We start from the raw sequence: 13,914 nt of genomic DNA on the forward strand, positions 1-13,914 counted from the left end.
ATATTTGAACAAAGCGCTTATCAGCATGATATTCTGAAACTTTCATCAGTGGGGAGTTTTTTTTCCTGTCATGAGGATTTTGTGTAACAACGAGGGGGCTCATTATGGAAGTTATAATTGTATTAATCCTTCTTTTATGTATTCTATTCGGTGCAGGATACATGTTAAGAAGAAGGATTTATAAAGATGTGGATCGGTTAGAGGCATGGAAGATTGAAATCAGGAACCGATCTATAATAGATGAATTATCAAAAGTGAAAGAATTAAAAATGATTGGACAGACAGAAAAGTTGTTCGAGCAATGGAGAAACGAATGGGATGAGATTTTGACGACCCAGCTTCCAAAAGTTGAGGAACTTCTCTTTGATGCAGAAGGCTTCTCTGATAAATATCGATTTAAAAAGGCTCAAAATGTTCTCAGGCATATTGAAGATGTCCTAAAAACGGTTGATGAAAATATTGAGAAAATCATTTTAGAAATAAATGAGTTAGTTACTAGTAAAGAAAAGAACATGGTCGAAAGCGTACAGATAAAAGAACAATTCAAAAAAGTAAAAAAGACGCTGCTTGCTCATGGACATCAGTTCGGGAAGGCGCATGGTAATTTAGAAGAAAAACTTGCTGAACTTACTACTGCGTTTAAACAGTTTGATTCTGAAACTGAAGAAGGTAACTACTTATCCGCTAGAGAAATATTAGTAAAGATAAAGACAGAGCTTGGTCGACTTCAAAATAAAATTAATGACATTCCTAAGTTGCTTACTGAGTGCAATATCACAATACCCAATCTTCTGAAAGAATTAGAAGAAGGATATAAAGATATGATAGATAATGGTTATTACTTAGAGCATCTCCAAGTCGATGTAGAAATTGAAAAAATAAACAAGCAGCTGACAGTATATCGCCAACAACTTGAAGGATCAGAAATTGAAGATGTTGTGGAAGATCTACAAGTAACACAAGAATCAATCGATGCGATTTACGATCTCTTGGAAAAGGAAGTTGAAGCAAGTCTATTTGTCAGACAAGCAAAAGAAACAATTAATAGAAAGTTAGTGGAATTAACAGAGCAAAAACTAGAAACATTAGAAGAGACGGCTTTGGTTAAACAAAGTTATCAATTATCTGAAGCAGAGTTAGGAAGACAGAAGCTTATCGAAAAACAACTTGCACAAGTTGAAAAGAAATTTGCGCACATAGATCAAAATATACAAAGTGAGCATGTTGCACATTCATTTATTAAGGAAGAACTTATAGAAATTGAACAGCAGGTTGAACAGCTTTTTGATGAACATAATCAATATCGTGATATGCTGCAAACGCTTAGGAAAGATGAACTTCAAGCACGGGAACGATTATCTCAATTGAAACGAATATTACTCAATACAATAAGAGTTATCCAGCAAAGTAATATTCCAGGCTTACCTCCTGAATTCCTGGGACTAATTGACGAATCTAAAAAGGATGTACAGTTAGTTTCATTAAAATTAGATGAAATACCTCTAAATATGATGATTGTTAATCAACTACTAGATGATGCGATACAATCTGTAGAATCGTTAGAAGGCCATGCTAATGAATTAATTGAGCAAGTAAAATTGGTTGAACATGTTATTCAATATGGTAATAGATATCGCAGTCGAAATACGCAGCTTGACGAAAAATTTATTGAGGCCGAAGAATTGTTCCGTGAAACGAAATATAATAAATCATTAGAAGTTGCAGCAGCAGCACTTGAACATATTGAACCAAATTCAATAACAAAGATACAAGAAATAGTTAACTCAAAGCAACATTCATAATATAGCTAAAACAGGGATGACTACTAGAAATGGTTCTGACCATGTAACTAGACAGAAGGTTTAGTACATGATCAATTCACCTAGTCATACCTGTTTTTTATGTTATAGGAAACTATAAAATTCTTGTACTGTGGATAAGCGCACGGCATCCAGCGTAAGCGTCAGGCCCCTCTTGGGTCTAAGTTACTTTTGAATTGAAGGCAAAAAACACCTTCTGTTCAAAAGCGTCTTATTTGCCTGAGGCTGACCAAGGCGCTTGCGCTTTTGTTCTTTGCAATTTTTCAATTAAGTCGTGAGTAAACTATTTTAAATTTGCATTTTGGTATGTTATTATTACACCTTGATAAGGGTAAGGAAACGAAATTTGCATGATCACATTAGTGAAATTAAGAAAGTTTAGTCATTATTATTCTAGCCCAAATACTTTGGCCTTAGCTCACATTGTGCGAGAAAATAGTGATAGTTACTGCCAGTAGCTTATGGTCACAGATGAATGGAAGGTAAAGAATATCTACGTTTGTTATGTATCCTTTTCGTCCGACGGCTAATTAATAAGAGTTACTGAATTACTAATATAAAGATAGAAAGAGGAAATAGTATGTTGTATATTGACAACAGTGCAACAACAAAACCTTATCCAGAGGTTATATCAACATATGTTAAAGTAACAGAAGATTACTTTGCAAACCCATCATCATTACATACACTTGGTAGTGAAGCGGAGTCGCTTTTAAATCAGTCTAGAAAACAGGTTGCATCGCTCTTAGGAGTGCAGCCCCAGGAGGTTATTTTCACTTCTGGTGGTACAGAGGGCAATAATCTTGCTATTAAGGGGACTGCACTTTTTAATCGGCATAAAGGAAATCATATTATCACATCAATGATTGAGCATCCATCTGTTTTGGAATCGGTTAAACAACTGGAATTAATTCATGATTTCGAAGTTACCTATCTCCCAGTAGATGATAACGGCATTGTCTCGCTCGAACACTTGAAAAAGGAATTGCGCAACGATACGATTCTCGTTTCAATCATGCATGTTAATAATGAAGTGGGAACGATTCAGCCGGTTACGGAAATTGGTCAGTTGCTTAAGCAATATCCGAATGCGTTGTTTCATGTTGACAATGTTCAAGGAATAACGAAAGTGCCACTCGATTTAAACAAGGCGAATATTGATCTCTGTACCATTTCAGGTCACAAATTTCATGGATTGAATGGGACTGGTGCATTGTTTGTGAGGACAGGAGTTGACCTTCTTCCTCTTTTTTCAGGTGGCTCGCAAGAAAAGCAATTGCGGTCAGGGACAGAAAGTCTTGCAGGAAATGTCGCATTGGCGAAAGCACTTAGAATGGCGTCTGAAAAATTTAAACAACAACATTCGATTTTAAATGCCACACATACTAAATTACGTTCTGAATTAATGAAGATTGATGGTGTCATTGTTAACACTCCAGAGGAAAATGCAGCACCCCACATTATGAATTTTTCAGTACCAACAGTGAAAGCTGAAGTGCTGGTTCACTTTTTTGGTGAGCATAATATATTTGTTTCAACAACATCTGCTTGTTCTTCTAGAAGTAAAGCAATCAGCAATACTTTGCTAGCTATGAATAAACATCAAGATATAGCGAAAAGTGCAATTCGAATCAGTTTGTCACTAGAACATAATGAAGAAATGATTACTCCTTTTATCCAGATTCTTAAAAAAGGGTTAGAAAAATTAAAGAAGGTAATGAGGTAGAAAAAATGAAATTTGACCACATATTAATTCGATTTGGGGAAATATCTACAAAGGGACGAAATCGCAAAATATTTGTTGATAGATTAAAAAATAACATAAGGGATGTACTAACAGATTATCCTAGCCTAGTTTTTCAAGGTACACGTGATCGAATTTATATCCACCTAAATGGGGAGGACCATGATGTAATTGTTGAAAGGTTAAAAGCTATATTTGGAATTCAATCATTTAGTTTAGCAACTAAATGTGAAAGTGAAATAACGAAAATAAAAGAACAGGCGTTACAAGCGATTAAAAGTTTATCACAACCGAATGACACATTTAAAGTAACAGCAAAACGAGCAGATAAACAATTCCCACTTAATACGAACGAACTAAATTATCAAATTGGGAGCCACGTTCTCATCAATACGGAGGACTTGACTGTAGATGTAAAGAATCCAACGATTAACCTTCGTGTTGAAGTTCGCAGTGAAGCTACATATCTTACGTGTTACGATTATAAAGGTGCTGGAGGTCTACCTGTAGGCTCAGGTGGTAAGGCAATGTTACTGTTATCAGGTGGAATCGACAGTCCTGTTGCTGGTTATCTCTCCCTCAAAAGAGGAGTAGCGCTAGAGGTGATTCACTTTTTTAGTCCGCCATACACAAGTGAACGTGCTAAACAAAAGGTCATTGATTTAACGAAAGAATTAACGGCATTCGGTGGGAAAATAAAACTTCATATCATCCCATTTACTGCTATTCAGGAAAAAATCCAAGCACAAGTTCCAGAAAATTATACGATGACATCGACACGTAGAATGATGCTTAAAATTGCAGATGAATTGCGAGAAAAGCAGCAAATTCTTGCGTTGATCACAGGGGAAAGTCTTGGACAAGTAGCAAGTCAAACTTTGGAAAGCATGGTAGCAATAAACGACGTAACAAGCACACCAATTATTCGTCCCCTCATCACAATGGACAAAGAAGAAATTATTGATATTGCCAAAAAAATTGGCACACATGAAATATCTATTCGCCCATATGAGGATTGCTGTACGATTTTTACTCCTGCAAGCCCGAAAACAAAACCAAAGCTTGAAAAGGTATCTCGTTTTGAAAGCTACGTCGATTTTGATGAGCTTGTTACAGATGCAGTCAACAATGTAGAAACAATCATCGTAACGAAAGAAAAAAGGGATGAATTCAATAGCTTATTTTAATGAATAATATGTTAAAATTTACTAAATAATAATATGAATGAAGCCATGTGTATTTACACATTCTATACTCACAAGGAGGTGATACACATGGCACAAAGTAACAATTCAAATCAACTTGTTGTACCAGGTGCACAACAAGCTATCGATCAAATGAAATATGAAATTGCTTCAGAGTTTGGTGTTAACTTAGGAGCAGAAACTACTTCACGCGCTAACGGTTCTGTTGGTGGTGAGATTACGAAACGTCTCGTTTCTTTAGCTCAACAACAACTTGGTGGCGGTGCTTACTAACAACAAAAATTTAATAAATTATGGCTACTAGGGTGGGGATAAAACCCCTCCCTTTTTATGTGAAGAATTATAAGGTTTTTTTTGTTCACAATCTTTTGCCATGATTATTTAATAATAGGATCTTTTGGTAGACTAGATGAAAGAGGGGGAAATCTCCTACTTCAAGGTGTAGAGGAAACGTAGACCAATAAAACGACATAGATGTTCAACTTATACAAACGATCTATGAGGATTTAATAAAATTAATGTGATGAAAATTTCACTTAATTAATGTTTAAAAAGGTATTATGTTCAGGTACACTATTGAAGTACTTAAATGAAGGAGGGGGAAACATGGTAAGAGAAGAACTAATTGCCCCATTAAACTATAACCTTGTCGAAGAGATAGAAAAGCATGCGACTGATGCAACAAGAATCGCATTAAAGTGGGAAAATCAGCAAGGTGGGAAAAGTGAGATTACCTATCAAGCATTGATAGAAAAGGCAAACAAGATAGGAAATGGTTTACATAGTCAAGGGTTAAAAAAAGGTGATAAAGTACTTATTGTTATTCCAAGGGTCATAGATGCATACGCAATTTATCTAGGCGCATTAAAAGCAGGCTTAGTGGTGATTCCTAGCTCTGAAATGTTACGAACGAAAGATCTGCAGTTTCGTGTGACACATGGCGATGTAAAAGCGGTTATTAGCTATGGACTATACACTGGTGAATTTAGAGGGATTAGTGAATTTAATCAATTAATAAAAATAGTTGTCGATGGAAATGAACAAGATTGGCTTTCATTGGAAGAGTTAATTAATAATCAAAGTGCAGCAATGGAGATAGCAGAAACGAAATCCGATAGTATGGCATTCATATCATACACTTCAGGAACAACAGGAAATCCAAAGGGTGTCGTACATACTCATGGCTGGGCATTCGCTCACATAAGAACATCAGCAAAAAATTGGTTAGGCGTTGAAGAAAACGATATCGTTTGGGCAACTGCAGGCCCTGGATGGCAAAAATGGGTTTGGAGTCCATTTTTATCTGTATTAGGGTCAGGCGCAACAGGATTTATTTATCAGGGGAAATTTGACCCTAATAAATATTTACAACTTTTAGATGAGTACAAAGTCAATGTATTATGCTGTACACCGACTGAATACCGTTTAATGGCAAAGGTTGAGCAACTTGGAAACTATTCACTTTCACATTTACACAGTGCAGTATCTGCTGGTGAACCACTGAATCGTGAAGTAATTGATACGTTTTCGAATCATTTTAATGTGATGGTACGTGATGGGTATGGACAAACAGAAAGCACATTACTAGTTGGTGTGATGAAAGGGATGGAAATTAAACCAGGTTCGATGGGGAAACCGACACCAGGTAATGAAGTCATTATCATCGATGATGAAGGTCAACCATGTTCTGTTGGTGTCGTAGGGGACATTGCTGTGCATAAGGACACACCAGCTTTGTTTAAAGAATACTATAAAGATTCTGAACGAACTGCAATGCAATATAGAGGGGATTATTTTGTTACAGGTGACAGAGCGAAGATGGATGAAGACGGCTACTTTTGGTTTGAAGGCAGAAATGATGATATTATCATTAGCTCTGGTTACACGATTGGACCCTTTGAAGTTGAAGATGCACTTGTTAAACATCCATTAGTCAAGGAGTGTGCGGTTGTTGCCAGCCCTGATGATGTAAGAGGTAATATTGTTAAGGCATATATCATTTTAACGGACCCTTCGATTCCAAAGGATCGAGAGCTAGTTAAAACACTGCAAGACCATGTGAAAAATTATACAGCTCCGTACAAATATCCGCGTGAAATCGAGTTTGTTGATGAGTTACCTAAAACGAGCTCAGGAAAAATTCGCCGGATTGAACTAAGACAGCGTGAAATTGATCGAAAATTAAGTTCAAATCAAATCGATTCTTAAAAACAAAACCCAGGCGATCATCGCTTGGGTTTTGTTTTTGGGGAAATAAGTATATATGGTAACATTCAGATATGAATTTTGTTGATCTAAATGGAGGAATGAAGTGTGGGGACATTATGGTTTGGTGGGAAAATCTATACATTAGAAAAAGAAGGTCGTCATGTTGAAGCGGTATTTGTCAAAAAGGGCTTTATTATAGAAACAGGTCGCTACAAGGATTTAACCAATAAATATAAAACAGAAATAAACAAAACGTATGATTTAAAAGGGAAAACAATGATTCCTGGTCTTGTCGACAGCCATGTTCATTTAATAGGACATGGGGAAAAGCTTTCGCGATTAGATTTTTCTCTGACAACCAGTGCAGAACAACTGTTAGAAATGATCAAAAATCGCGTAAATAATAGTAAGCAAGGAAGTTGGATTATAGGCGAGGGATGGAATGAAAACCAACTGGTGGACCAAAGGATTATCCATAAAATAGAAATAGATCAAATTGCACCAGACCATCCAGTATTGTTAAGAAGGGTTTGTAGACATGCGGTTATCGCGAATTCAAAAGCGTTAGAACTTGCTAATATTACTAGGGATACACCTGACCCAATAGGTGGGGTTATTGTGAAAGATGAAAAAAATGAACCAACTGGTTATTTACTTGACCAAGCGCAAGAGTTTTTGCTCGACATTGCTCCATCTCCAACTCAAAAAGAATTAGAGCATTCACTTGAGGTATCGATAAAGGAGTGTTACCAAAAAGGTTTAGTAGGTGCCCATTCTGAGGATTTGTCCTATTTTGGAAGCTTAGATCAGACATTAGGTGCTTTTCATCATGTATTAAATAAAGGGCTAAAATTTCGCACTCATTTACTCATTCATCATCAAATCGTGGATGAATTTCATCAGAAAAAAAGGGATTTAGGGAGGAACGGTGAGTTTGGTGCGATGAAGATCTTTGCCGATGGGGCTCTAGGAGGAAGAACGGCTTTGTTAAGTTTTCCATATCACGATGCTCCCAATACTACTGGTGTAGCAATTCATTCAAAATCTGAATTAGCCACACTCATTTCAAAAGCGAGAGGGTATCGTATGGAGGTAGCGATCCATGTAATTGGCGATTTAGCATTCGAATGGGCGCTTGATGCAATATGTGCAAATCCACCGCAAAAAGGCCAACACGATCGTCTGATTCATGGACAAGTTTTACGAAAAGACTTAATTGAAAAGGCGAAGCAACTTCCTATTATCATGGATATTCAACCGCGTTTCGTAGCAAGTGATTTTCCTTGGGTAATTGAAAGAATTGGGGAGGAACATATGGATATGTGCTATGCATGGAAAACGTTGCTTCAAGAAGGAATACATTGCGCCGGTGGTTCTGATGCACCAATTGAATCAATTGATCCGCTATTAGGCATTTATGCAGCCGTAACAAGGACTAGTTCTTATGAAAACTCCGGGATGAGCTATTATCCAGAGCAAAAACTATCAGTTTACGAAGCGGTCGAACTGTATACGAAAGGAAGTGCATATGCTATTCATCATTCACATGATCGCGGAATGATTAGACAAGGGTACACGGCAGATTTTACAATATTTGATCAAGATATTTTTGAAATAGAACACGACGAGCTATTACATACAAAAGTTATGTTGACTGTAATAGACAATGACATTATGTATAAATATGAGTAGCAAGAAAAAGGTTTTTAACCTATACAGTTTTGAACTTAGAGTTAATGACTATTTATCCTAATTGACCAGAAGTTGAAGGTATAGGACATCTTCAACCTCTGGATTGGATTATTTGCCTAGGCTGATCAAGGCACTTCCGCTTTTGTTCTGTTATAGGAAACTATAAAACTCTTGTACTGTGGATAAGCGCACGACATCCAGCTCCAGCGCCTAGCCCCTCGGGGTCATAAGCCACGCATGAATTGAAGGCACTTCCGCTTTTGTTCTTTACAAAAACGTTCTTTTTACTTTATCCCAATATGAATTATCCTTTAGCTTCACCGTTTTAATTGGATTTTGGCTAAGGTTAAATTCTAGATTTTGTACATTTCGTATACTTAGTGCTTCGTTATCTATACCGATAAGAGGATAATTATTTCCGTCTTGTGCAATTTTTAAGTAGAGCTTTCTTGTGGAGCTTAAAATAAATGAAGAGCCGAGTGTACGATATAAGTTGTTGTTTAAGGAAGCTAATTCACTTACCTGCATGGAAGCCAGAAGCGGGTCAACCACGGCTCCATTTACTGATTTATTATAAGCTGTACTACCAGTAGGTGTCGAAACAAGCATTCCATCGCCTCTAAATGTTTCAAAATGTAGATCATCGATAAAAACATCGAGGACAAATGTTTTAATAATACTAGACTGTATTGAACATTCATTTAAGCATTTAAATGTTGCTCTATCATTGATCGTTACTTCTAATACGGGATAGCGTCTAACCTCAAGTAGTGATTCAGTTATGGATTGAAGCATTCTTTCGTGTTCATCAAGGTGGAAATCACAATACAAGCCAATTGTTTCATCGGTTCTAATCCCGACGTATAGACAGTCTGAACGGAAATTTGTTTTCTGAACTGCTTGTAAAAATGCCCCATCTCCTCCAATACTTACAATAATATTTGCAAGAGCATGATCTTCTACGACTTGAAATCCATTTTCCTTTGTCATTTCGATTAAGGAAATGATTTTCTTCACTAATTTTTCCTCTTTTGTGTAATAAAAGTATAGATTACGACGAGCTGACATGATAATTCCTCCCCTTGATAAGGTAATTTCTCCACTTTTTACCTTGGAAATGATACAATACACTATGTTATTAAGTTTACCACTTTTACATAATGTAATGGTTTATTAGCTACAAAATTCATAGAATAACGATATTTGAAAAAGGAGGAGGCAAATTTAATGAATGGTAAACGCTGGGGAGCAATTGCAATTGCAGGTGTTTTATTCGTGTTCTCGATCATTTTTAGCTCAGCAATGATGTTTATAAATCAAAGTAAGCTATTTACAGATGCATTTGCATCAAGTTCTGAATTCTCGGAGGAGGTTATTGAAGAAGGTACTTCTCTTGATAAAATCCTTGTTTTAAACGTAAATGGTGTTATTCAAGACACTGGAGAAGATGTTACGTCTTTTTTTAGTACTGCAGGTTATCATCATCAAACCTTTTTAGATATGGTTGAGGCAGCAGGTGAAGATAACAATGTAAAGGGAATCATCCTTAGAGTAAACTCACCTGGTGGGGGAGTTGTGGAAAGTGCTGAAATACATAAAAAACTAATGGAATTAAAAGCGAAAAGCGAAAAGCCACTGTATGTTTCTATGGGTACCACAGCTGCATCAGGTGGTTATTACATAGCTACTGCAGCTGACAAAATTTTTGCAGCACCAGATACACTTACTGGTTCTCTTGGCGTTATTATGCAGTCAATCAATTATGGGGAATTAGCTGAAAAATATGGTGTAAAGGTTGAAACAATTAAGAGTGGTCCATACAAGGATATTTTCTCACCTACTCGTGAGATGACAGCGGAAGAAAGAAAGATTCTTCAATCGATGGTAGACAATGCTTATAAAGGATTTGTAAATGTCATATCAGAGGGGCGTCAATTATCTGAACAAGAGGTTCGTACTATTGCGGATGGTCGAATATATGATGGTAGACAGGCAAAAGAAAAGAAACTGATTGATGAGCTTGGTTATTTTGATGAAGCGGTAGATGCAATGAGAAAGGACTTCGATTTAAAGGACGCACAGGTCGTTGAATATGGTGATTCATTAGGACTAAGCTCCTTCCTAACGATGAGTGCTAGTAAAGTATTTAAAGATGATATTGAATTATCTAATCTTTACAAGCTGCTTTCTCACCAAGGTTCTCCAAGACTTATGTACTTGTATTCAGAATAAGGGGGGATAAACGTGGATGCTACTATTGAAGATTCAAATACGATCGAACGCGCGCATGAGTCTATAGAAAACAAAAATACAATTGATTATAACTATTTACCAGCAGGATTTTGGATCCGCTTTTGGGCTTATTTAGTTGATTTGATTGTCATTGGTAGTGTGAATCGAATCGTTATCTACCCTCTATTTGGACTGATGGGACTAAATAACAGTGATTCATTTATGTTTTCTCCTGTCTCCATTGCAACTACTATTATCTTTTTTGCCTATTTTGTTTTAATGACAAAGTACCTTGAACAAACATTAGGAAAAATGATATTCGGAATAAAAGTAGTTTCGCTAAAAGGGGATCGGTTAAATTGGGGTACAATTTTATTTAGGGAATTAATCGGACGCTACATCTCTAAAATCATTTGGATTGCCTATGTTGTTGTTGCATTTACCCCTAAAAAGCAAGGATTGCATGATATTTTTGCAGATACACAGGTTATACATGAGAAATTATTTATCGAAAAGTTAGAAGAAAAGTCTGCTGAATAAATCAGCAGGCTTTTTTTGATGAATAATAGTGCGAGACTTATCTTAACTTTTACTGCAAGCTGACGCGGGAAATGTTGTGTACTTAGTTTAAATGACTAGTTTTAAAGAATAGCACGGTCTATATGCCCGAGAATGAAAAAAGTGAGAAAACGGTAATGAAAGCCGATCAAAGTTGCCCGTCACTCAAGTGAAAAGAAGATTGCGGTACCAAAAGGATACACCGTTGTTACGCGTAATCTGTAAAATTACGAACATTATTCAGCTTTCCTTATTACAGAACAAGAACAATAATCGAGGAAATTAAAAAAAACTTCAAAATCAATGCATACTTACTATGTAAAAAACATGTCATTGCTTCTGGAATTTTAACAAAAGCGCTCCAAAACGGAACCCTACTTAATAAATCAGTAGGTTTATTTTGTTTTTAGAGGGGTGATAATGGATGATTGAAAGGGTGTGGGGCTATTTGAATTGGTTAATTATCATCTTATTGCTTTTATTCATCCTCTTTTTCCTTATCCTTTTTACAAAAGTGACTGTTACACTCGACTTAAATCATGTCGGTGATAACGACCAGTTTAAAGTGAAATTTCGCGCATGGTTTGGATTACTACGCTATACGATCAACATACCATTAGTGAAGATAGATGATGATGGGCCAAATCTTATTGTAAAGGAAGAGCAAAAAGTCGGAAGTGAAAATGCAATTCATAATGCAAATCCTAAAGGAAAAGAAAAAAAGGTAACACCTGAAGACGTACTTAATGGCATAAGGGATATAAAAGAGATTATAGAACATATCGTTGGGTTACATAAAATTATTCGTCGATTTTTAAAGAAAATAAAAATAAAAAAACTTGAGTGGCATTCGCAATTTGGGGTTGGTGATGCAGCACATACTGGCTTGTTAACAGGTGCTGCATGGGCAATTAAAGGAAGCGTTATCGGGATAATTAGCCAATATTTGAGGTTAATTGCTAAGCCTGTTGTTACCATTACACCTGAATTTAACCAATACTGTTCAAGAACAAAATTACAGTGTATTTTTCAATTTCGAATCGGGCAGACTATATTGGCAGGTATTCAAATCATTAAATATTGGAAAGGTGGAATTCCAAAGTTGAAAAATAAACCATTCTCACTTTTTACAAATTAACTAGGATGGGGATACATTTGGAGACACTTTTTTAGTATGAGATGCAAATGACCGGTTACATTTAATATGATTGAAGGAGGCTACATAGAATGAGTGATCATCCAATTCAGGGACTAATGAAAACAGCCATGGAAAATTTAAAGCAAATGATTGACGTTAATACAATCATAGGGGATCCTGTAGAAACACCAGACGGGAGTGTTATTTTAACTGTATCAAAAGTAGGATTTGGATTTGCGGCAGGAGGTAGTGAATTCAATTCTACAGGTGCAGAAGAGGGTGATGCTCAAAAATCACCAAAACTACCGTTCGGCGGTGGAAGTGGTGGTGGAGTTTCAATTACGCCGATTGCGTTTTTAATCGTATCTTCTTCCGGTGTGAAAATACTACATTTAGATGAAAGTACTCATCTTTATGAAAAAATATTAGAAGCAGCCCCACAAACGTTTGAGAAAATACAAGGAATGTTCAAAAAAGATAAAAATAATACGAACAGCAAAGATGAATACAATCAACCAAAACATGACTTAGACATTTAACTGCCCTATTGGCAGTTAAATTTTTGTGTTGGTTCAGCAATTATATGCTAATGGGAAAGCGTGTAAGAAAAACTGAGCTGAATTTAGATGGAAGGTTGCGTATTTCTAACAGTTTAAAATAATTGATTAATTCGGAAAGCTAGTCTATATTTACACTGTACATATATTAAAAAGGAGGAATTTGGTATGGCTTCTATTACGTTTAAAAACAGTCCAGTTACATTGTTAGGAAATGAAGTAAAGGTAGGGGACAATGCACCTGATTTTACTGTGCTTTCGAACGATTTAGCTCCTGTTACACTTGCTGATTCAAAAGGAAAGGTTCGTCTCATCTCCGTGGTACCATCAATTGATACTGGGGTTTGTGATGCTCAAACACGTCGTTTTAACGAAGAAGCATCTGCTCTAGGTAATGTTGAAGTATTAACGATTAGCATGGACTTACCATTTGCTCAAAAAAGATGGTGTGCTGCAAATGGGATTGAAAATGTACAAACACTTTCTGATCACCGTGATGCATCATTTGGTGAAGCTTATGGCGTTCATATTCAAGAATTGCGCTTATTAGCACGTGCGGTATTTGTTGTTGATGCAAATGATAAAGTAACTTATGTAGAGTATGTGAGTGAAGCAACAAATCATCCTAACTACGAAGCTGCAATCGAAGCTGCTAAATCTGCACAATAAAAGGAACCTTTAACAAACAATGATAACGATGAATGAGACTGTCCTAATTGGGCAGTCTTTTTGCGTGTCCAAGGCGCTTGCGCTTTTGTTC

12 protein-coding genes are annotated in these 13,914 nt (G+C 36.3%); 11 read left to right on the plus strand and 1 reads right to left on the minus strand.

What is annotated here, in order from left to right; all coding sequences use genetic code 11:
* The first annotated feature begins 104 nt into the window (after positions 1-104).
* The 6 genes from ezrA (at position 105) to K9V48_RS07795 (ending at position 8,669) form a co-directional block, all read left to right on the plus strand.
* On the plus strand, positions 105-1,802 hold the full coding sequence (gene ezrA / locus K9V48_RS07770) for a septation ring formation regulator EzrA (protein WP_224138154.1): 1,698 nt from the start codon (positions 105-107) through the stop codon (positions 1,800-1,802).
* A gap of 598 nt (positions 1,803-2,400) precedes the next feature.
* Entirely contained in the window at positions 2,401-3,546 is a 1,146-nt protein-coding gene (locus K9V48_RS07775) for a cysteine desulfurase family protein (RefSeq protein ID WP_224138156.1), read from the plus strand.
* A 5-nt stretch (positions 3,547-3,551) separates the two neighbouring features.
* A complete protein-coding gene (gene thiI, locus K9V48_RS07780; protein WP_224138158.1) occupies positions 3,552-4,751 on the plus strand; it encodes a tRNA uracil 4-sulfurtransferase ThiI in 1,200 nt (399 codons plus the stop codon).
* Between the two features lie 87 nt (positions 4,752-4,838).
* Positions 4,839-5,042 carry an alpha/beta-type small acid-soluble spore protein gene (locus K9V48_RS07785; protein ID WP_111613674.1) on the plus strand — a complete coding sequence of 68 codons (204 nt, stop codon included), beginning with the start codon at positions 4,839-4,841 and terminating at the stop codon, positions 5,040-5,042.
* A gap of 333 nt (positions 5,043-5,375) precedes the next feature.
* Positions 5,376-6,977 (plus strand): acyl-CoA synthetase MbcS, encoded by a 1,602-nt coding sequence (gene mbcS / locus K9V48_RS07790; RefSeq protein ID WP_224138160.1) that lies wholly within the window; start codon positions 5,376-5,378, stop codon positions 6,975-6,977.
* 105 nt (positions 6,978-7,082) lie between these two features.
* A complete protein-coding gene (locus tag K9V48_RS07795) occupies positions 7,083-8,669 on the plus strand; it encodes an amidohydrolase (protein ID WP_224138161.1) in 1,587 nt (528 codons plus the stop codon).
* Positions 8,670-8,936: 267 nt separating this feature from the next.
* Here the strand turns inward: K9V48_RS07795 and K9V48_RS07800 are convergent, their stop codons facing one another.
* Positions 8,937-9,740, minus strand: coding sequence for an NAD kinase (locus tag K9V48_RS07800; RefSeq protein WP_224138260.1), 804 nt, complete (start codon positions 9,738-9,740; stop codon positions 8,937-8,939).
* Positions 9,741-9,896: 156 nt separating this feature from the next.
* Here K9V48_RS07800 and sppA point away from each other — a divergent pair, with 156 nt between their 5' ends.
* From sppA to tpx, 5 genes are all read left to right on the plus strand, one after another.
* Positions 9,897-10,901, plus strand: a complete 1,005-nt coding sequence (gene sppA / locus K9V48_RS07805) for a signal peptide peptidase SppA (RefSeq protein ID WP_224138162.1) — start codon at positions 9,897-9,899, stop codon at positions 10,899-10,901.
* 12 nt (positions 10,902-10,913) lie between these two features.
* Positions 10,914-11,441, plus strand: coding sequence for an RDD family protein (locus K9V48_RS07810; RefSeq protein ID WP_438803876.1), 528 nt, complete (start codon positions 10,914-10,916; stop codon positions 11,439-11,441).
* Positions 11,442-11,883: 442 nt separating this feature from the next.
* The gene (locus tag K9V48_RS07815) at positions 11,884-12,597 is read left to right on the plus strand and encodes a DUF2953 domain-containing protein (protein ID WP_224138163.1); all 714 of its coding nucleotides are present in this window, start codon (positions 11,884-11,886) and stop codon (positions 12,595-12,597) included.
* Positions 12,598-12,686: 89 nt separating this feature from the next.
* Entirely contained in the window at positions 12,687-13,136 is a 450-nt protein-coding gene (gene ytfJ / locus K9V48_RS07820) for a GerW family sporulation protein (RefSeq protein WP_224138164.1), read from the plus strand.
* Between the two features lie 186 nt (positions 13,137-13,322).
* Entirely contained in the window at positions 13,323-13,823 is a 501-nt protein-coding gene (tpx, locus tag K9V48_RS07825; protein ID WP_224138165.1) for a thiol peroxidase, read from the plus strand.
* Positions 13,824-13,914: the final 91 nt, after the last annotated feature.

This window comes from Metabacillus rhizolycopersici, from assembly GCF_020075705.1.

Excerpts from the sequence above, each read along its gene's own strand:
- K9V48_RS07785 (WP_111613674.1), top strand. The coding sequence starts at position 4,839 with ATGGCACAAAGTAACAATTCAAATCAACTTGTTGTACCAGGTGCACAA.
- K9V48_RS07775 (WP_224138156.1), top strand. The coding sequence starts at position 2,401 with ATGTTGTATATTGACAACAGTGCAACAACAAAACCTTATCCAGAGGTT.
- thiI (WP_224138158.1), top strand. The coding sequence starts at position 3,552 with ATGAAATTTGACCACATATTAATTCGATTTGGGGAAATATCTACAAAG.
- mbcS (WP_224138160.1), top strand. The coding sequence starts at position 5,376 with ATGGTAAGAGAAGAACTAATTGCCCCATTAAACTATAACCTTGTCGAA.
- ytfJ (WP_224138164.1), top strand. The coding sequence starts at position 12,687 with ATGAGTGATCATCCAATTCAGGGACTAATGAAAACAGCCATGGAAAAT.
- K9V48_RS07815 (WP_224138163.1), top strand. The coding sequence starts at position 11,884 with ATGATTGAAAGGGTGTGGGGCTATTTGAATTGGTTAATTATCATCTTA.
- ezrA (WP_224138154.1), top strand. The coding sequence starts at position 105 with ATGGAAGTTATAATTGTATTAATCCTTCTTTTATGTATTCTATTCGGT.
- tpx (WP_224138165.1), top strand. The coding sequence starts at position 13,323 with ATGGCTTCTATTACGTTTAAAAACAGTCCAGTTACATTGTTAGGAAAT.
- sppA (WP_224138162.1), top strand. The coding sequence starts at position 9,897 with ATGAATGGTAAACGCTGGGGAGCAATTGCAATTGCAGGTGTTTTATTC.